Here is a 19206-nt window from a genome sequence, read left to right as displayed (position 1 = left end):
CGTTCTTCTTATTTTTGGAACATGGCCAGCATGCGGCGGGTCACGGCAAAGCCACCAAACATATTGATAGCGGTCAGCACTACAGCCGCAAAGGCCAGCCAGCGAATCAGCTCATCAGGGCGACCGGTTCCAGCCGTATCGGGCGGCGCAATCTGCACCAGCGCACCGATGGCGATGATGGAAGAGATGGCATTGGTCACGCTCATCAGCGGCGTATGCAGCGCGGGCGTCACGTTCCAGACCACCATGTAGCCGATAAAGCAGGCCAGCACGAACACGGTGAAGTGACCCAGGAAGGCCTCGGGCGCATAGGCACCAATGAACCAGAAAGCCACGGCGGCAATCGCAAAGATGACCGCCAGTGTCTTGGCGGGCAGCGGGCCGGAGGAACCATGGCCGTGGCCGCCTTTTTTCTGCTCCACGGGCGCTGCCGCAGGCTTGGGGGCGGGCTTGGGCGCTTGCGCGATGGGGGGCGCAGGCCAGGTGATTTCGCCGTCCTTCACCACCGTCAAGCCACGGATGGCGTCGTCTTCCATATTGACCACGGCCACGCCGTCCTTGGCCTTGCACAGCTCTTCGGTCAAGCGCAGCAGGTTGGTCGCGTACAGCGTGGACGACTGCTTGGCCAGGCGCGATGCCAGGTCGGTGTAGCCGATGATGGTCACGCCATGGCGCACCACGGCTTCATTGGGCACGGTCAGCTCGCAGTTGCCGCCCTGCTCGGCGGCCATGTCCACGATCACGCTGCCGGGCTTCATGCTTTGCACCATCTCGGCCGTGATCAGCTTGGGTGCCGGCTTGCCGGGGATCAGGGCGGTGGTGATGATGATGTCCGCCTCTTTGGCCTGCTGGGCGTACATTTCGCGCTGCGCAGCCTGAAAGCCTTCGCTCATCACCTTGGCGTAGCCGCCGCCACCCGAGCCGTCTTCTTCGTAATCGACCTTGACGAACTCACCGCCCAGCGAGGTGACCTGATCGGCCACCTCGGCACGCGTATCGTTGGCGCGCACGATGGCGCCCAGATTGGCCGCAGTGCCAATGGCCGACAGACCGGCCACACCCGCGCCAGCGATAAACACCTTGGCCGGAGGTACCTTGCCTGCGGCCGTAATCTGGCCGTTGAAGTAACGACCAAAAGCGTTGGCGGCCTCGATCACGGCGCGGTAGCCCGAGACTCCGGCCATGGATGTCAGCGCATCCATCTTCTGGGCACGGCTCAAAGTACGGGGCAGCGAATCAATCGCCAGCACGGTCACTTTTTTGGCGGCCAGCTGTTGCATCAGATCGGGGTTTTGCGCGGGCCAGATGAAGTCCAGCAGGATCTGACCTTCGCGCATCAGCGCGACTTCTTCGGTGGTGGGTGGGCGCACCTTAAAGATGATGTCGGCGGCAGCCCAGACAGCGGCCGCATCGGGCAGCACCTCGGCGCCCGCTGCGCGGTAGGCGTCATCGCTGAAGTTGGCGGCATCGCCCGCGCCGGATTCGATAGCGACCTTAAAGCCCAGCTTGATGAGCTTTTCGACCACATCGGGCACGGTGGCCACGCGCTTTTCCAGCGGGAAGGTTTCCCTGAGGATACCGATGCGCTGCGCATCTGCACGCGGCGCCGGAGAAGTGGAAGAGGTAGACATAAAGAGTCTCCTGGAGTTTAAAAAACGGGTTCTCCAGGCCGACTCGCCGCCGACTCATCCTCCTTGCGGGAGGAAAGTGCTTACATGGGCATTGGCACGGCCTGAACGATCTTGAAACTGTGTCGGGCCGCCTTCTTTGAAAGCAAACGCCCGCTGCCTTGCAGCACAAATACGTTGTAGCAGCCCGCACCAGAATGGGGCACTCGCATCTATGCTAGCTCAAATGAGGTATGACGCCGGAAACTGAGCGGGCATTTGTGATGCACCGGCCCTGCCGTGTCATGCTTGCGGGGTTCGCGCATCGCGAGGCTACGCAAACGCACCAAAAACACAAGTCCCCCATGTTGCAATACCACACCGTTCCCGTTACCGCCTTCCAGCAAAACTGCTCTCTCGTCTGGTGCGACCAGACCATGGATGCCGCCGTCATCGACCCCGGCGGCGATATCGAACAGATCGAGTGGGAAGTCGAGCGCCTGGGCCTGAATCTCAAAGCCATCTGGATCACCCACGCCCATATCGACCACGCAGGAGGCACCAGCGAGCTGGCAGCCAAGTACCAATTGGCCATCATCGGACCGCATGAGGGCGACCAGTTCTGGATCGACGGTCTGCCTCAGCAAGGCGCAATGTTCGGCTTTCCACATTCCGATCCCTTTGTGCCCACGCGCTGGCTGCACGATGGCGACACCGTCAGCATCGGCAAGGAAACGCTGAACGTGCGCCACTGCCCCGGCCACACTCCCGGCCATGTGGTGTTCCATGCGCCGCAGATCGACCGTGCCTTTGTCGGCGATGTGCTGTTTGCAGGCAGCATTGGCCGCACCGACTTCCCTCAGGGCAACCACCAGCAGCTGATCGACTCCATCGTGCAGCGCCTGTGGCCCATGGGCGACCAGACCGTGTTCATCCCCGGCCACGGCCCGGAAAGCAGTTTCGGCCGGGAGCGCAAGATGAACCCCTATGTGAGCGGCACCTGAGGACTCTGCACGCCGCCGCACGCTGACAGGCGGCTCTTGCAGATTCATGGCTTCCGTTGCAGCATGGCACGGTCACAACTTGTGACGCCTTTTGATGGAGGAGATCGTATGCGCAACTTATGGAAGGTCTGGCTGGCTTCGGCCTTGGTCAGCAGCTCATTGGTCAGCTTTGCTCAGACGCCTTCTACGGCTCCAGCAGCGCCGGCCGCCAAAACGACACCCGTGCCAGCAAAGCCAGCGGCAGATCCGGCAAAGAAATCAGCTCCGGCTGCTGCCGCCAAGGCGGATATGCAGACCTTTGTCTGCAAGGATGGCTCGTCCATGAGCGCGGCATCCTCCAAAGGCGCCTGCTCGGGCCGCAAGGGCATCGACCAGGAGGCCACCGCCAAAGCCCAGGCTGCGCCTGACAAGGGCAAAGCTGCCAAGGCAGTCGCACCCGGCGGTGGTGCAGACAAGGTCTGGGTCAATGAAGAGACCAAGGTCTATCACTGCCCCGCCTCTCGTTACTACGGCACGACCAAAAGCGGCAAATACATGACCGAAGCCGAGGCCAAGGCGGCAGGCATGAAAGCAGCCAAGAACAAGAGCTGCAGCTGATTCACTGTTTCGAGGCTTCAACCCGGCGCGCTTGACTGTTTTTGCAGCAAGCGCGTTTTTGTTGATCAGTGAAAATGACCTGTTCCGCTTTGCTATCAACGGGTAGCAGCTATGAATCTGATAACAAAGGCAGTGTGCAATGAATGTGTTGGTCGGGCTGATGATGCTGCTGGTGGGTCTGCTGTTTCTCTGGGCCTTTTCTGCCATTCTCATCAGCGCAATCGCCGGACTTGTGGTCACCGGCCTGCTCTGGCTGCTGCTGCACCTGCTGCGACGCACTCAGCTTCAGCGTGCCTATCGCGCCAACCCGGCCCTGGATCTGGAGCAAGCGCTTCAACGCCCACCGCTCTGGATGCAGCTGGGCAAAGCCTTTGCGGTCTGGCTGGGCTGTGCCGCCATGCTGGTCGCGCTGCTTCAACTGCCCGAGAACCTGTACTCCCCCGACCAATTGGTGCTGGCAGCCGGCATCGTCTACCTCGCCAGCCTATGGGCGCTGTTCAAGTGCATAGGCAATTTGCTGAGCCTGAACGAGACACCCGAAGAAGCGTCGCAAACACAGGCGCTGTGGTCGCTGATCGCCAGCCTGATCCCCATGCTGAGCCTGGTCGTCTGGATATTTTTCATTCCCCACACCGCTGGCTGGATGGTGTGGCGAGAAGAGGCTCGCGGCTACTACTCAACCCAGTTGCGCATTGCCCTCAACAACGATAATGCCGAGCACCAACAGGCGCTGCTGACACTGGTGCAGCCCTTGCTTGAGCAAGGCAGCCAGGTCATGCGCCATACCGCGCGCTCTCGCGGCAGCTCCAGCAGCTATACGCTGCGAGCCGCCTTGCCTGCCCGCTATCGCTTTGAGGACGGTGCTTTGCTGGTGCAGATGGCAGGCGTCATGCCCAATCATCAGCTAGAGCAGCATTTGCAGTTGATCGATGCCGTGTCGCAAGGCGCGTTTCCCGGCGCTCTGGCACTGGCCTATGCGCAGTGCCAGCCTACGGCCCAGCGCCTGCAAAAGCAGCGCTTTTTCGGTCAGGGCAGCCAGCTCATGCAGCAGGTGCGCGAATGCGTGCAGACGCGCCAGTCAGAGCTGAACCGCGCCCTGGTGCTGCTGCAAGGGCAGCTGACAGTGAGCCCGCCCCAGATCACATCCTTCAGCCCCTGGTGGAGCAAGGGTCGCTGGCAGGCCGTGGCGCTGCCTGAAGAGGACGAGCTCGCGACCCTCAACGGACTCTGAAGAGAGCCTATTTTTCCAGGGCATCCACCCACTGCCCCGGCTCCAGCCCTTCGATCGAATACGGCCCGATCGCCATGCGTACCAATCGCAGCGTGGGGTGGCCCACGGCTGCCGTCATACGGCGCACCTGGCGGTTTTTGCCTTCGCGGATGACAAGTTCAATCCAGCAGTCCGGAATATTCTGGCGTACGCGAATCGGCGGGTTGCGCGGCCACATGGCGGGCTGGGGCTCTATCAGGCGGGCTTTGGCTGGCAGGGTTTTGCCGTCGTTGAGCTCCACGCCATCGCGCAGGCGCTGCAGCGCGGCTTCATCGGGCACACCCTCCACCTGCACCCAGTAGGTCTTTTCCATCTTGTGGCGCGGGTCGGCAATGCGGGCCTGCAACTGGCCGTCATTGGTCAGCAGCAGCAGACCTTCGCTGTCGGCATCCAGCCGGCCGGCCACATAGACACCGGGCACATCAATCCAGTCCTTGAGCCCCTGCCACTTGCCCTCTGCCGTGAACTGGCTGAGCACGCCATAAGGCTTGTGAAAGCACAGCAGCCGCGTGACTTCAGGCCTGGGCGCAGGCGTGCGCTGCACGCGGCCAGAGGATGCAGAGCGAGTGCTGGAAGTTCGGACCGGGTTGCGACTGGGAGGAAAGGGACGAGGCATGGCGCGAGCTTAGCGTTTGCGCAATGACCGAGAGAGTCTCAATGCCAATCAGGCCGGAAGCCCTTATTCATCAAGCGCTAACAGCTATGGTTTTTGATAATCCGGAAACGCGGCTCCCACCAGCGGCTGCGGATAGACCTCGCGCACGCAATCGAGCCAGGCCTGCGCCGCACGCGAGAGATAGCCCGGGCGCCACATCAGGGCCACTTCCCACTGAATTTCAGGCTCCACCAGCGGGCGGCTGGCCACGCGCTCGGGGTTGTAGCGGGCAATGACATGCTCGAACATCACGGCCACGCCCACGCCCTCCGCCACCAGGTGGCCGATGAAGTCCCAGTAACGGGTCTGCAGCATCACCCTGGGCGTAAAGCCTGCGGCCTCGCACTGCTGCAACACATACTCGTGCAGCGCAAAGTCCGAGGTGTAGAGCACAAAGGGCTGGTCCCGCAAATCCTGCCAGCGCATGGGCTGCGCGGGATCTGGAACGCTGTGAACGGGCAAGACCACGCGGGTCTTTTGCAGGGCCACCGTGCAGCGCTCCAGCGCCGGGTCGGGCGCACTGAACAGACCCAGCGCCATGTCCAGCTTGCCGTCCTGAATCAGCTGGTACTGCGCTCTGGCGCCTTGCTCGTTGACCTCCAGCTCCACGCCCGGATAGCGCTGCTGAAACAGCGCAATCACCGGCGCCATGTAGTGCCCCGTGGTGGGCATGATGCCCACGGACAGCTCGCCCCGGGTGATGCTGTCCACCTCGGCCACCTGCTGGCGCAGCAGCTTGGCCTGCTCCAGCATCTCCAGCCCCCGGTCATAGACCACCTGCCCGGCATCGGTCAGCTGCACGCGCCGCCCCTCGCGCAGCAGCAAAGGGCCGCCCAGCTCGTCTTCCAGCTGCTTGACCATCTTGCTGATGGTGGGCTGGGTCACATACAAGGCCTCGGCAGCCCGTGTGAAGCCGTTTTGCCGCACAACCTCGATGAAATAACGCAGGGCCCGTAAATCCATTGGTATTCCTTAAATGAATCCTAAAAATAAAAATAAGTCATTTTTAGAATATAGGTGAAAACCCTAGAATTCTGCTTATGTCGAATTCTCTGGAAGCTCTTGCCGTTCAGGAGCCCGCCCCTCTGTCTCGCTGGAATCAGGGTGCCAAGGCGACGCTGCAAATCGCCATCCTCAGCGCTATCTGGGTGGCCATGGAAGCGTTGCGCGCCCATTTTGGCTGGAGCATGCCTGCCGGCCTGATCGGTTTTGCACTGCTGACCATCGGGCTTTTCTCCGGCGTCATCAAGCCTGGCTGGCTGCAGGCCGGCACCAACTGGCTGATGGCCGAGATGCTGCTGTTCTTCGTTCCCGCCATGCTGGTGGTAACCGAATACCCCGACCTGATCCGCCAGCAAGGCCTGCGCATTTTGCTGGTCATCGTGGCCAGCACCGCCTGCGTCATGGCCGTGACGGCGCTGGCCGTCGAGCGCGTCTACCGGCTGGAGCTATGGCTGGCCCGGCGCAAATCCACCGCCAGTGCCCGCCAGGCCCTGATGGGCAAGGAGTAAGCCATGCTGTCTGACTCCATGATTGGCGTGCTGTCGCTGCTGGTCACCATTGCCTGCTACTGGGTCAACAAGCAGCTGTACCGCCAGTACAAAAACGTGCTGCTCATGCCCATCATCGCCACGCCGGTGGCGCTGATCGCGCTGGCCCTGCTCACGCAGGTGGGCTTTGCGCAGTACTACGCCCAGACGCACTGGCTGGTCTGGCTGCTGGGCCCCACCACCGTGGCCTTTGCCTTGCCGCTGTATGAGCACCGCAGACTGCTGCAAAAACACTGGATGTCGATTGGCACCGGCGTGATGGCCGCCACCGTGGTGTCGATTGGCACCTCCGTCCTGTTTGCCCAGTGGCTGGGCTTGTCGGAGGACATGGAAAAAGGACTGGCCGTGCGCAGCATCACCACACCGTTTGCCATCGAGGCCGAAAAAGTGCTGGGCGGCCCTACCGATCTGGCGGCGCTGTTTGTGCTGCTGACCGGGGTCAGCGCCATGCTGCTGGGCCAGACCGTGCTGCGCTTTCTGCCCAATATCCGCAGCAAGCTGGCCACCGGCGCCAGCTGGGGCGGTGCCGCCCACGGCAGCGGTGTGGCTCGCGCCCGTCAGGCCGGTGAGGTACAGGCCGTGATGGCCTCGCTGGTGATGCTGATTGCAGGCGCCGTGAACGTGCTGGCCGCGCCCTGGATCAAGACGCTGCTGTTCTGAAGTTAGACCGCCAGATAGCCACCATCGGCATTCAGCACCGTGGCCGTGACATAGCTGGCCATGGGCGAGGCCAGAAACGCAATCGGCCCGGCAATTTCGGCCGCTTCGCCATAGCGCTTCATGGGAATGCGCCTGAGCATGTACTCCACATGCTTGGGGTCCTTGCGGGTCTGCTCCGTCATGCTGGTCAGCATGACGCCAGGGGCCACGGCATTGACGCGAATGCCCTGTGGGGCCAGCTCCAGCGCCATGGTCTTGGTCAGCATTTCCAGCGCTGCCTTGGAGGTGGAATAGGCAATCGAGCTGCCTGCGGCCCGCGAAGCCGCCAGCGAGGTCACATTCACCACGCTGCCCTTGCTGGCGGCCAGCAGCGACTGAAACGCCAAAATGGTATTGCGCGCCCCGTCCACATTCACCGCCATGGTGCGCTGCCACAGCGCGTCGCGGTCTTCGCTGTCAAAGGCGTGCTTGGGGCGCAGGCCCGCATTGTTGACCAGCAGCAGCTGGTGGCCCGATGGCAGTTGCAAGTCTGCAGCCACGGCACGGCAGGCTGCGGCATCGGCCACATCCATCACCACGGCTTGGGCCGGATAGCCGGCATCGACAATGCTTTGCGCCGTCTGCTGCACTGTATCGGCATTGATATCGGCCACCACCACATGGGCGCCCATGGCGGCCAGTTCCTGAGCCACGGCCCGGCCTATGCCCTGGCCTGCGCCGGTGATGAATGCGGTGTGCTGCGCAAGAAAATGCTTCATGAGAAATCCAGAAATTCCAACCGTCTTCTGAGCGAAGACGCAAAAAAACCTGTGCGTCAGAGGCACAGGTTGTCGTGCAGGCCTGCGCTGCGCTCACGGGCTGAAGAAAGCACTTCGCACGGCCATGCCGCTCCAATACTCAATCGACCGAAGCGCCGCTGATCTTGACGATCTGCTCGTAGCGCGCCTGCTCCCTGGCCATGAAGCGGGCAAATTCCTGCGGCGTGCTGGTGACGGTGTCCATCATCATGCTGTCGTAGGTCTTCATCACTTCGGGCGAGCGCAGCGCCTTCACAAAATGCTGATTGAGCTGCTGCACCACGGGCTCAGGCGTGGATGCAGGTGCCACCAGCCCCCACCAGGTGTCGATGGCAAAGCCCGGAATGATTTCGGCCAGCGCGGGCAACTGGGGCAGCAGCTTGCTGCGCTCCAGCGTGGTCACTGCCAGCGGCATCAGCTTGCCCGAGCGAATATTGACGGCTGCACTGGAGAGGTTGTCAAACGACAAATCCACCTGCTGCGACAGCAGCGCCAGCTGCGAAGGCGCACCGCCGTTGTAGGGCACGTGCACGATGTCCAGCCCGGTCTCGCGCTTGAAGATCTCTCCGGCCAGATGGCCTGCGCTGCCATTGCCGCCGCTGCCGTAGCTGAGCTTGCCGCTCTTGCGCTTGGCCCAGGCCATGAAGTCGGCCAGGGTGCGAATGTTCTCGCGCTTGGCGGCCTCGGCATTCATCACCAGCACATTGGGAATGCGCGTCATCTGCGTGATGGGAGCAAAGTCTTTTTGTGCGTCGTAGGGCAGGCTTTTGAACAGCCAGGGGTTGATGGCATTGGTGGCCACCGCCGCAATGCCCACCGTCAAGCCATCGCCGGGTGCGCGTGCAATCGCCGTCATGCCAATGCCGCCCCCTGCGCCGGGGCGGTTTTCCACCACGATGGTGCCCAGCTCGGATTCCAGCTTTTCGGCGATGCGGCGCACGCTCACATCGATGGAGCCACCTGCGGTGTAGGGAACGATGATGCGCAGCGGGCCTTTGCCGCCAGCGATCTGCGCCTGCGCGATGGAGGGGAGTGCCAGTGCGCCCACGCTCATGGCGGCACCAGCGATCAATTGTCTGCGTTGCATTCGAAGTCTCCAGATTTTCGGGCATCCGGGCGATGTGAAATCCCTGCATCGCTCCTGCCTCTACGCGCATTAAACACCAGTTAAAGCGGGCTTTTGCCCGTCCCTTCAAGCTCTCGCAAACACACGCAAAAATAAAAAAAGAAGCTGCAAGCGCTTGCCATCTCTAGCTTTCAACATGTTTTGATGCTGAAAGCAAAGAATAGCCAGCGGATGCAGCTCCCTTTTTTAGGCGGCTTCGCGCTTATACAGACGCTTGCATGCTGCCCGTCTTGAGGTAGCGCTGATGCCAGGCAAAGGCTTCCTCCAGCAAATGCGGTGTGTGCTTGCCGGGCGCATCGCGCAGGGCGCGCTCCAGGTAATCGGTCATGGCGTCCTTGTAGTCAGGGTGCACGCATTTCTCGATCACCAGACGCGCACGCTGCACGGGTGCCAGACCACGCAGATCGGCCAGCCCCTGCTCGGTCACGATGACCTGCACGTCATGCTCGGTGTGATCGACGTGGGACACCATGGGCACGATGGCGCTGATCTTGCCGCCCTTGGCCGTGGAAGGCGTCATGAAGATGGACAGATAGGCGTTGCGCGCAAAGTCGCCGCTGCCGCCAATGCCGTTCATGATGGACGAGCCCATGACGTGGGTGCTGTTGACGTTGCCGTACATATCGGCCTCGATCAGCGCATTCATGGAGATCAGGCCCATGCGGCGAATCAGCTCGGGGTGGTTGGAGATCTCCTGCGGGCGCAGCATGATGCGCGAGCGGAATGTGTCGATATTGGCCAGAAAGCGCTCCATGGCCTCGGGGCTCAGCGCCAGCGAGGTGGTGGAGGCCGTCGCCAGTTTGCCCGACTCCAGCATGTCCAGCATGCCGTCCTGCAGCACTTCGGTATAGGCGTTCAGGTTGTCAAACGGGCCGGTGTTCAAGCCTGCCAGCACGGCATTGGCAATATTGCCCACACCGGATTGCAGCGGCAGCAGCTCGGGCGGCAGACGGCCAATTTTCACCTCCTGCTGCAGAAATTCGATGATGTGCTGGGCAATGCGCTGCGAATCGACATCAGGGGCAGTAAACGCAGCCAGCTTGTCGCGCTGCTGCGTGGGCACCACGGCGATGACCTTGCTCAGATCGCAGTGCAGATACGGGTCACCAATGCGGTCAAACGGGTGCTCCATGGGAATGGGCTTGCGCTTGGGTGGCACGGCCGCGCCGTAGTAGATATCGTGCATGCCTTCCAGCTCGGCGGGCTGGGCGCTGTTGACTTCCAGAATGATCTTGTCGGCCTGCTCCAGCCAGGTCTTGTTGTTGCCCACCGAGGTCGAGGGAATCAAACGGCCATCGGGCAAGATGCCCGCCACTTCAATCACCGCCACATCGAGGTGGCCAAGGAAGCCAAACCACACGTACTGCGCGACGTGGGACAGGTGAATGTCCACGTACTGCATTCGCCCGTCGTTGATCTCTTTGCGCACCGTGGGGTCGGACTGGTAAGGCAGGCGGCGTTCAATGCCGTGCACCTTGGCCAAGGCGCCATCCAGCTCGGGAGAGGTTGAGGCTCCCGTCCACAGGCTGATGCGGAAGTTGCCGCCGTTGGCGTTTTGTTCTTCAATACGACGCGCCAGCGCTTGAGGCACAGACTTGGGAGCGCCTGCGGGCGTGAAGCCACTCATGCCCAGCGTCATGCCAGACTGAATGAGGCTGGCAGCCTGATCGGCTGTCATGATGCGTTCGCGCAATGCAGGGCACAGCACGCGGTCTGCGGGCGATGCGGCGGTAAAAGTGGTTTGCATGAAGGTGTCTCGTCGTGCCTGTCATTCCAGCGCCAAAGCGGAACAGCAGTCTTTTTGTACTTGGGCGGTTGCACTTTGATGGGTGCGAACCCGGATTGGACTACGACACTCTCTTTGTTTCCATCGTAGTTGACTAGAGGAAACCCCAATGTGCTTTTTTCAGAAACTCGAATCTCCTACATTGAAAATTAAAAAGGTGAGCAGAATGTCTTTCCCCATGAATGACTTAAGCGCAAAACACCGTAAACAACTTGTCATATTCAATAGTTAGCAAAGACAGAGAAGCCCAGCAAAAAAATTGGCATCTTTGTGGCTCCTGCAGACATAGGCTGACAAGCCTGCCCTCTCGCCCCAACCAAAATTCTTCGCATGGCCTCTGACTTTTCGACATGGCGGCTCAAGCTGCTGAATTTCACCAATCCCCTCAAACCTCTGATGGATGCGCTGCAGCTGTGGCTGCAGGCCGATGGACTGCGCATGAGCGCCGCCATGTCTTTCTACGGCATGCTGAGCCTGGCCCCCCTACTGCTGGCCGTGGTGGGCCTGCTGGGCTGGTGGATGGACCGCAGCTATGTAGAGAGCACCTTGATTGCGCAAATTCAGGATGTCGTGGGCGATCGTGCGGCGCAAGTCGTGCAAGGCGCGCTGTCCAGCGCCCAAAGCTCGGATCAGGGCTCGCTCGCATCCATCCTGGGTCTGGTGATGATGCTTTCGGGGGCTACAGGTGTGTTCGTCGAGCTGCAGGCCTCGCTAGACAAACTCTGGTCCATGGGTGAAGACACTGGGCCCGCAGAAAAAAAGCCTTGGTGGAGCATGGCAATTTCCCGGCTCTGGGGTCTGAGCTATGTGGTCGGCCTGGGCTTTTTGCTGCTGGTCTCCATGGTGCTTTCCACGGCCATCCAGATGATTACCAAATGGGCTAACGACGAGCTGCAGCTTGTGCCCCTGGGCCCTGTCATGGGCATCATCAACGAAAGCCTTTCGTTTGGCATTGCCGTGCTGCTGTTCTGGGGACTGATGCGCATGGGAGCGGGCACCAAACCATCAACCAAGTACCTGCTGCTGGGCTCGGTGCTGGGTGCCGCGCTGTTCACCATTGGCAAGCAGGCACTGGCCTGGTATTTGTCTACCGCCGCCGTGGTCTCCGCCTACGGCGCAGCAGGCTCGCTGGTCGTGGTGCTGATGTGGTTTTACTTCACCTCGGCCATCTTGCTGCTGGCGGCGGCCACCGCCAAGGCCTGCAGCCGCGCCAAAGTCTGCGTGAATATGCCATTTGTTTCACGCCAGCCAACAAGCCCCGGAGCCCAGGACATAGAGCGCCTGCCACAGAGCGCAGGAGAGAACATCTGAGCAGTCCTCAGACGCAAAAAAGGCCTGCAAATGCAGGCCTTTTTTGAAGCGAGCTGCCTTACTTTTCCACGAAAGCGCGCTCGATGACGAAGTCACCGGGCGTCGTAGTGTTGCCTTCCTTGAAACCGCGCTTTTCCAGCAGTTCCTTCAGCTCAGACAGCATGGCAGGGCTGCCGCACAGCATGACGCGGTCGGTCTCGGGGTTCAGATCGGGCAGGCCCAGGTTCTGCGGGAAAGTGCCGTTGTTGATCTGCGTGGAGATACGGCCCTGGTTGCGGAAGGGCTCGCGCGTCACCGTGGGGTAGTAGTGCAGCTTGCCCTTGACGATCTCGCCCAGGAATTCGTGCTCGGGCAGTTCCTTCTCGAACAGCTCCTGATAGGCCAGCTCCTGCACCTGGCGCACACCGTGCACCACGACCACGTTGTCAAAACGCTCGTAGGTTTCGGGGTCGCGGGCCACGGCCAGCCAGGGAGCCAGGCCGGTGCCGGTACCGATCAGGTACAGGTTCTTGCCGGGCAGCAGGTAGTCGATGAGCAGCGTGCCTGTGGGCTTCTTGCCCACGATCACGGTGTCACCCACCTTGATATTTTGCAGCTTGGAGGTCAGAGGGCCTTCGGGCACCTTGATGGACAAAAACTCCAGATGCTCTTCGTAGTTGGGACTGGCAATGGAATAAGCACGCAGCAGATTCTTGCCATCCACCTTCAGGCCAATCATGGTGAAGTGGCCGTTGGAAAAGCGCAGCGATGTATCGCGGGTCGTGGTGAAGGAGAAAAGACGGTCGGTCCAGTGGTGAACCGACAGCACGCGTTCTTCTAGAAAAGCACTCATGATTCGTCTGGAAATAAAAATTCGAAGCAGAAACCTGCGCGGCAAAACGCTGGGCGGTGGCGGAGCACTGTAGAGCGGCGCAGGCCGATTCTGTTAGCGCGTTGGCTGCCGGTTGCCAAGCGGGACAAGTCCCATATTGTCCGGCAATTGCACATCAACGGGTGCGCCTCAGATCAATGACTTGAGATTGAATAGTGATAAGCAAAATGACGCCAGCCATAACGGCCGACGCAATAAGCATCGCAGCATTCTTGACGCATAGAAAACGCTGCTCTAGGATGGCAGCCCATGCGCTTTGAACAAGCGCTTTATTTTTCATAATTAATGCTCAATTTGAGCATTAATTAAAATTGCGCGGCCCTGCGTATCAGAGCGACGACCGCCACCGACCACCAAGGAGAATGACAATGCAGCTGCGCTGGACCCTGCCCCTGCTGACACTGGCCGCCCTGCCCGCCTGGGCGCAAGGCGTGATCAAGATTGGCGAAATCAATAGCTACAAGGCGCAACCCGCCTTTCTGGAGCCCTACAAAAAAGGCATGGAGCTGGCCGTCGAGCAAGTCAACGCCGCTGGCGGCGTGGCGGGCAAGAAGCTGCAACTCATCGTGCGTGACGACAACGCCACACCGGGCGATGCCGTGCGCGCTGCAGAAGAGCTGTACAGCCGCGAGAAGATTGATGTGCTCACGGGCAGTTTTCTCTCGCACGTAGGTCTGGCGCTGACCGACTACGCCAAGCAGAAAAAGCGTTTCTTCCTGGCCTCCGAAACGCTGACCGACAAGGTGGTCTGGGCAAACGGCAACCACTACACCTACCGCCTGCGCGGCTCCACCTATATGCAGACCGCCATGCTGGTGGAAGAAGCGCTCAAGCTCAAGAAAAAGCGCTGGGCCATTGTCTACCCCAACTATGAATACGGTCAGTCCGCCGTTGCCACCTTCAAGGCGCTGATGAAGGAAAAGCAGCCCGACATCGAGTTCGTGGCCGAGCAAGCTCCCGCCCTGGGCAAGATCGATGCCGGCTCGGTCGTGCAGGCGCTGGCGGACTCCAAGCCCGACGCCATCTTCAACGTGCTGTTTGCCACCGACCTGGGTAAGTTTGTGCGCGAGGGCAATACACGTGGCCTGTTCAAGGGGCGCGAAGTCGTGGGCCTGCTGACGGCCGAGCCCGAGTATCTGGACCCGCTCAAGAAGGAAGCGCCGATTGGCTGGACCGTCACCGGCTATCCCTGGTATTCCATCAACACGCCCGAACACAATGCCTTCCTCAAGGCCTATCAGGCCAAGTTCAAGGACTACCCGCGTCTGGGCACCATCGTGGGCTATAACGCCATCCAGTCGATTGCAGCAGGCCTGCGCAAGACCAATGGTGACCCCGATACCGAAAAGCTGATTACCGCCTTCAAGGGTCTGGAAGTCAGCACCCCGTTCGGCCCCATCACCTACCGTGCCCAGGACAACCAGTCCACCATGGGCGCGTACGTCGGCAAGACGGCTTATGACGAAAAGCTCAAACGCGGCGTGCTGGTGGACTATCGTTATGCCGATGGCAAAAACTACCAGCCTACGGATGCAGAAGTGAAGCGCCTGCGCCCTGCTGCTGCACAGTAATAAACACATTAAAAATGTGAGCTGGTAGCGCTTGCTGTTGATTGATTTCAAATGCTTTTCATGGCGAAATCAATCACTGGCAAGCGCTACCAGCTATTGTTTTAAGAAAGCTACTCCCCATGAGTGCATCCGGCCTGCTGGCTCAGTTGCTCAACGGCCTGGCCAGCGCATCGTCGCTGTTTCTGGTGTCCGTCGGGCTGTCGCTGATCTTTGGCGTCACCCGTACCATCAACTTTGCCCATGGCTCGTTCTACATGCTGGGCGCTTTCATCGCCTACAGCAGTGTGGATGTGCTCTCGCCCCATATCGGCTTCTGGCCCGCGCTGCTGCTGGCTCCGCTGGCTTGTGGCGTGCTGGGCGCACTGACCGAGATGCTCCTCTTGCGCCGCATCTACAAAGCGCCTGAGCTTTTTCAGCTGCTGGCGACCTTTGCGCTGGTGCTGGTCATCAAGGACGCCGCCCTGTGGCTGTGGGGCGCAGAAGAGCTGTTCGGCCCGCGTGCCGAGGGGCTGGAAGGTTCTGTGGAAATTCTGGGCCGGCAGTTCCCCACTTACGATCTGTTTTTGATCGCTGTAGGCCCATGCGTGCTCTTGGGTTTGACGCTGTTACTCACCAAGACCCGCTTTGGCACCCTGGTGCGCGCCGCCACGCAGGACCGTGAAATGGTAGGCGCTCTGGGCGTGAATCAGGCCTGGCTGTTCACCGCCGTATTTGCGCTGGGCACGCTGCTGGCGGGCCTGGGTGGCGCGCTGCAATTGCCGCGTGAGCCCGCCAGCCTGGAGATGGACATGCTGAGCATTGGCGCCGCCTTTGTGGTGGTGGTCGTCGGCGGCATGGGCAGCATTCCCGGCGCCTTTCTGGCCGCACTGCTGGTGGCAGAACTCAAAGCCGTCTGCATCTGGCTGGGCGTGCAAGACATTGCGGGCGTGGAGATTTCTTTCTCCAAACTCACGCTGGTGGTGGAGTTTCTGGTCATGGCCGCCGTGCTGGTCTGGCGGCCCTGGGGCCTGCTGGGCAAGCCGCAGTCCCTTAGCCGCAACAGCGGTGAGCCCGAGCAACCCCTGCGCCCGGCCGGGCGCACTGCCACTTCAGGCTGGGTGGCGCTGCTGGCGGCCTTGGTGCTGCTGCCAATCATGAGCAGTGTCGTGAGTGGTGATGCCGGCAGCTACAGCACCGTGCTGCTGACCGACATCTTTATCGCCGCGCTGTTTGCGGCCAGCCTGCACTTCATCCTCGGGCCCGGCGGCATGCACTCCTTTGGTCATGCGGCCTACTTTGGACTGGGTGCCTATGGCGCAGCGCTGCTGGTGCGCACGCTCGATCTGCCCATGCCCGCCGCCCTGCTGCTGGGCCCGCTGGCCGCTGCGGCCGGTGCTTTGCTCTACGGCTGGTTCTGCGTGCGGCTGTCGGGCGTGTATCTGACCATGCTGACACTGGCGTTTGCACAGATCAGCTGGGCCATCGTCTTTCAATGGGATGACTTCACGGGCGGCAGCAATGGCGTGACCGGCGTGTGGCCGCCCGAATGGGCATCCAGCGGTGCCAACTTTTACTGGCTGGCTCTGGGCCTGTGCGCTGTGGGTATTTATCTGCTGCGCCGCCTGCTGTTTTCTCCGCTGGGCTATGCGCTGCGCGCATCGCGTGATTCCGCTTTGCGTGCCGATGCCATTGGCATCGACGTGCGCCGCATTCAGTGGATGGCCTTCGTCATCGCCAGCCTGTTTGCCGGCTTGGCCGGTGCGCTGTTCGCTTTCAGCAAAGGCGGTGTGGCACCTGATGCCATGTCGGTCACCAAATCGGTGGATGCACTGGTCATGGTGCTGCTGGGTGGCGTGCAGACGCTGGCCGGCCCCCTGGTGGGCGCAGCCGCCTTCACCTGGCTGCACGACACCGTGGCCCGCAACACCGAGTACTGGCGCGCACTGATGGGCGCCACCATGCTGATTCTGGTGCTGCTGGCACCGCAAGGCATTGCAGGCTATGCGCAAATGCTGTGGACCAAGCTGACGACCCCAAGAGCAGACGAGAAGGCCCAGGCAACGACAGAGGGAGAGCGCGCATGAGCCTGCTGCAAGTCCAGAACATCAGCAAGTCCTTCGGCGGCGTACAGGCCGTGCAGAACGTCTCTTTCAGCCTGCAAGCCGGCGAGATGCTGGCCCTGATAGGCCCCAACGGCGCGGGCAAAAGCACCAGCTTCAACATGGTGGGCGGGCAGCTCACGCCCGACAGCGGTCAGGTGCTGCTGGGTGGCCAGTCCATCACCGGCCTGCCGCCGCGCGCCATCTGGCGGCTGGGTGTCGGCCGCACGTTTCAGATTGCACAGACCTTTGCCTCGCTGACGGTGGCAGAAAACGTGCAGATGGCCCTGCTGTCGGCAGATCGCAAGATCTTCAGCTGGTGGCCGCGTGCCGCCAGCCATCGCCGTGCCGATGCGCTGGCTTTGCTCCAGCAGGTGGATATGCAAGCCCAGGCCGACCGCCCTTGCAGCGCCCTGGCCTACGGCGATGTCAAGCGCGTGGAGCTGGCCATGGCGCTGGCCCATGACCCGCAACTGCTGCTGATGGATGAGCCCACGGCCGGCATGGCCCCGGGCGAGCGCGTGGCGCTAATGCAGCTGACGCGCCAGATTGCGCAGCAGCGCCAGATGGGCGTGCTGTTTACCGAGCACAGCATGGATGTGGTGTTTGGCCTGGCCGACCGCGTAGCCGTGCTGGTGCGCGGTCAATTGCTGGCCGAAGGTACGCCGCAAGCCATTCGCGCAGACGAACGTGTGCAGCAGGCTTACCTTGGCACTGGTCTCGTCTTGGAAAAACATGACCTCCCCTCCCCCTGAAGCGCTTCGCGCCTTCCCTCTCTCTAGCGCTACGCGCTGGAGGGAGACGGCACCCTCGCCGCGTGGCGGCTCTTGCTCGGTGCCACTCGTCAAAATCTCGTCTGCTTCACCGGTAGTCAACGATGATTGTCATTCCCTATCATTTTTAATGAAGAACATAGCAGGCAGCACATGATGGAAAAGGGCCAGAGCCAAAAATTGCTTGAAGTTCAAGACCTGAGCGCCTGGTATGGCGCGGCCCATATCCTGCACGGCCTGTCGCTGAACGTGGGCCGTGGTGAAGTCGTGGCACTGATGGGACGCAACGGCGCGGGCAAATCCACCACCCTCAAAAGCATTGCCGCACTGGTGCCACGCCGCGAAGGAAAAATTCTTTTCAGGGGCGAAGATATTGCACGCAAAGCCTCGCACCAGATCGCCCAGCGCGGCCTAGGCTATGTGCCCGAAGACCGCCGCATCTTTACCGAGCTAACCGTGCTGGAGAACCTCGAAGTCGGTCGGCAAAAGCCACGCCAGTGGGCCGACGGTGCAGCGCTGCCGCACTGGACGCCCGAGAAGCTGTTTACGCTGTTCCCCAACCTGGGCGAGATGCCCCAGCGCCTGGGCGGCCGCATGAGCGGTGGCGAGCAGCAAATGCTGTCCGTCGCCCGCACGCTCATGGGGCAGCCTTATCTGGTGCTGCTCGATGAGCCTTCCGAGGGGGTGGCACCCGTCATCGTCGAACAGATGGCGCGCACCATTCTGGAACTCAAGGCCCAGGGCATTGGCATCTTGCTCAGCGAGCAGAACCTGCCGTTTGCCGAGGTCGTGGCCGACCGCGCCTATGTGCTGGAAAAGGGCCAGGTCGTGCACCAGGCCAGCATGGCCGAGCTGGCCTGCGATGCGACAATTCGCCAAAAATATTTAGGTGTTTGAAGCGAGAGAGCGTTGATGAGTGGCCTGCAAATTGTGTATGTTCTGACCAATCCCGCCATGCCGGGGCTGGTCAAGATTGGAAGAACCACGCTGGAGGAAGTCGATGGGCGAATGAAGCAGTTGTTCAGCACCGGGGTTCCCGTGCCGTTTGACTGTGCTTTTGCCTGCCGGGTACCCAACTCTCTCGAGGTGGAAAAAGCGCTGCATCACGCCTTTGGCAATGTCCGCATCAACACCAATCGGGAGTTCTTTCGCATTGAGCCCGACCGCGTCATCTCCATCCTCAAATTGCTGCATGTGGAAGACGCCACACAAGAGGTCGAAAGCGTCATTGAAGCCGATGCCACCTGCGCAGATCTGCAGGCCGCCGAGAGCATGAAAAAGCGCCGCCCGCGCATGGATTTCACCGAGCTGCAAATTCCTGTCGGCAGCGTGCTTGTACACAACAACACAGGCGTTCAGGTGACAGTTTGCAGCGCCAAGACTGTGCTCCACAACGAGCAGGAATGCTCGCTCACCGCCGCCACGCGCAAAGTGCACGGGCTGGCTGAGAACTACATGCTCCAGCCCTCGCCCTTCTGGTCCTTCAACGGCAAAACCGTGCAGGAAATCTACGAAGACTGGTATGCCGACCTGGAGACCGAGTAAGCGCC

18 protein-coding genes are annotated in these 19206 nt (G+C 61.1%); 11 read left to right on the top strand and 7 right to left on the bottom strand.

The features are described 5' to 3' along the window. Positions 1 to 8: 8 nt before the first annotated feature. Complete coding sequence (locus tag AC2I9W_RS09030) at positions 9 to 1631, bottom strand: Re/Si-specific NAD(P)(+) transhydrogenase subunit alpha (RefSeq protein WP_486409664.1); 1623 nt, start codon at positions 1629 to 1631, stop codon at positions 9 to 11. Positions 1632 to 1972: 341 nt separating this feature from the next. Between AC2I9W_RS09030 and AC2I9W_RS09025 the strand changes: the two genes are divergently transcribed. The 3 genes from AC2I9W_RS09025 to AC2I9W_RS09015 all read left to right on the top strand — a co-directional run bounded on the left by AC2I9W_RS09025 (position 1973) and on the right by AC2I9W_RS09015 (position 4439). Further along, a complete protein-coding gene (locus tag AC2I9W_RS09025; RefSeq protein ID WP_486409663.1) occupies positions 1973 to 2611 on the top strand; it encodes an MBL fold metallo-hydrolase in 639 nt (212 codons plus the stop codon). Positions 2612 to 2719: 108 nt separating this feature from the next. Further along, on the top strand, positions 2720 to 3208 hold the full coding sequence (locus AC2I9W_RS09020) for a hypothetical protein (protein WP_486409662.1): 489 nt from the start codon (positions 2720 to 2722) through the stop codon (positions 3206 to 3208). A 139-nt stretch (positions 3209 to 3347) separates the two neighbouring features. Next, on the top strand, positions 3348 to 4439 hold the full coding sequence (locus tag AC2I9W_RS09015) for a hypothetical protein (RefSeq protein WP_486409661.1): 1092 nt from the start codon (positions 3348 to 3350) through the stop codon (positions 4437 to 4439). Positions 4440 to 4446: 7 nt separating this feature from the next. Here AC2I9W_RS09015 and AC2I9W_RS09010 read toward each other — a convergent pair whose 3' ends face one another. After that, on the bottom strand, positions 4447 to 5094 hold the full coding sequence (locus tag AC2I9W_RS09010) for a pseudouridine synthase (protein WP_486409660.1): 648 nt from the start codon (positions 5092 to 5094) through the stop codon (positions 4447 to 4449). Between the two features lie 84 nt (positions 5095 to 5178). After that, positions 5179 to 6096, bottom strand: a complete 918-nt coding sequence (locus AC2I9W_RS09005) for a LysR family transcriptional regulator (protein ID WP_486409659.1) — start codon at positions 6094 to 6096, stop codon at positions 5179 to 5181. A gap of 77 nt (positions 6097 to 6173) precedes the next feature. Here AC2I9W_RS09005 and AC2I9W_RS09000 point away from each other — a divergent pair, with 77 nt between their 5' ends. Next, a complete protein-coding gene (locus AC2I9W_RS09000) occupies positions 6174 to 6644 on the top strand; it encodes a CidA/LrgA family protein (protein WP_486409658.1) in 471 nt (156 codons plus the stop codon). A gap of 3 nt (positions 6645 to 6647) precedes the next feature. After that, positions 6648 to 7343 carry an LrgB family protein gene (locus AC2I9W_RS08995; protein WP_486409657.1) on the top strand — a complete coding sequence of 232 codons (696 nt, stop codon included), beginning with the start codon at positions 6648 to 6650 and terminating at the stop codon, positions 7341 to 7343. A gap of 2 nt (positions 7344 to 7345) precedes the next feature. Here the strand turns inward: AC2I9W_RS08995 and AC2I9W_RS08990 are convergent, their stop codons facing one another. The 3 genes from AC2I9W_RS08990 to scpC all read right to left on the bottom strand — a co-directional run bounded on the left by AC2I9W_RS08990 (position 7346) and on the right by scpC (position 11013). Then, positions 7346 to 8101: an SDR family NAD(P)-dependent oxidoreductase gene (locus AC2I9W_RS08990; RefSeq protein WP_486409656.1), complete on the bottom strand. Its 756-nt coding sequence runs from the start codon at positions 8099 to 8101 to the stop codon at positions 7346 to 7348. Between the two features lie 139 nt (positions 8102 to 8240). After that, a complete protein-coding gene (locus AC2I9W_RS08985; protein ID WP_486409655.1) occupies positions 8241 to 9227 on the bottom strand; it encodes a Bug family tripartite tricarboxylate transporter substrate binding protein in 987 nt (328 codons plus the stop codon). A 241-nt stretch (positions 9228 to 9468) separates the two neighbouring features. Next, on the bottom strand, positions 9469 to 11013 hold the full coding sequence (gene scpC / locus AC2I9W_RS08980) for a succinyl-CoA:acetate CoA-transferase ScpC (RefSeq protein WP_486409654.1): 1545 nt from the start codon (positions 11011 to 11013) through the stop codon (positions 9469 to 9471). Positions 11014 to 11382: 369 nt separating this feature from the next. Between scpC and AC2I9W_RS08975 the strand changes: the two genes are divergently transcribed. After that, positions 11383 to 12363: a YihY/virulence factor BrkB family protein gene (locus AC2I9W_RS08975; RefSeq protein WP_486409653.1), complete on the top strand. Its 981-nt coding sequence runs from the start codon at positions 11383 to 11385 to the stop codon at positions 12361 to 12363. Between the two features lie 58 nt (positions 12364 to 12421). On the opposite strand, the gene AC2I9W_RS08970 is transcribed toward AC2I9W_RS08975, so the two are convergent. Further along, complete coding sequence (locus AC2I9W_RS08970; RefSeq protein WP_486409652.1) at positions 12422 to 13195, bottom strand: ferredoxin--NADP reductase; 774 nt, start codon at positions 13193 to 13195, stop codon at positions 12422 to 12424. Between the two features lie 407 nt (positions 13196 to 13602). Between AC2I9W_RS08970 and AC2I9W_RS08965 the strand changes: the two genes are divergently transcribed. From AC2I9W_RS08965 to AC2I9W_RS08945, 5 genes are all read left to right on the top strand, one after another. Further along, positions 13603 to 14805 (top strand): ABC transporter substrate-binding protein, encoded by a 1203-nt coding sequence (locus tag AC2I9W_RS08965; RefSeq protein WP_486409651.1) that lies wholly within the window; start codon positions 13603 to 13605, stop codon positions 14803 to 14805. 119 nt (positions 14806 to 14924) lie between these two features. Further along, positions 14925 to 16868 carry an ABC transporter permease gene (locus AC2I9W_RS08960; protein ID WP_486409650.1) on the top strand — a complete coding sequence of 648 codons (1944 nt, stop codon included), beginning with the start codon at positions 14925 to 14927 and terminating at the stop codon, positions 16866 to 16868. Beyond that, a complete protein-coding gene (locus tag AC2I9W_RS08955) occupies positions 16865 to 17638 on the top strand; it encodes an ABC transporter ATP-binding protein (RefSeq protein WP_486409649.1) in 774 nt (257 codons plus the stop codon). The genes AC2I9W_RS08960 and AC2I9W_RS08955 overlap by 4 nt, the downstream gene beginning before the upstream one ends. 171 nt (positions 17639 to 17809) lie before the next feature. Further along, complete coding sequence (locus AC2I9W_RS08950) at positions 17810 to 18553, top strand: ABC transporter ATP-binding protein (RefSeq protein ID WP_486409648.1); 744 nt, start codon at positions 17810 to 17812, stop codon at positions 18551 to 18553. Positions 18554 to 18568: 15 nt separating this feature from the next. Beyond that, entirely contained in the window at positions 18569 to 19201 is a 633-nt protein-coding gene (locus AC2I9W_RS08945; RefSeq protein ID WP_486409647.1) for a GIY-YIG nuclease family protein, read from the top strand. Positions 19202 to 19206: the final 5 nt, after the last annotated feature.

This window comes from Comamonas sp. FUJ_7, assembly GCF_057369555.1.
This window is presented reverse-complemented; position numbering and strand designations above follow the sequence as displayed.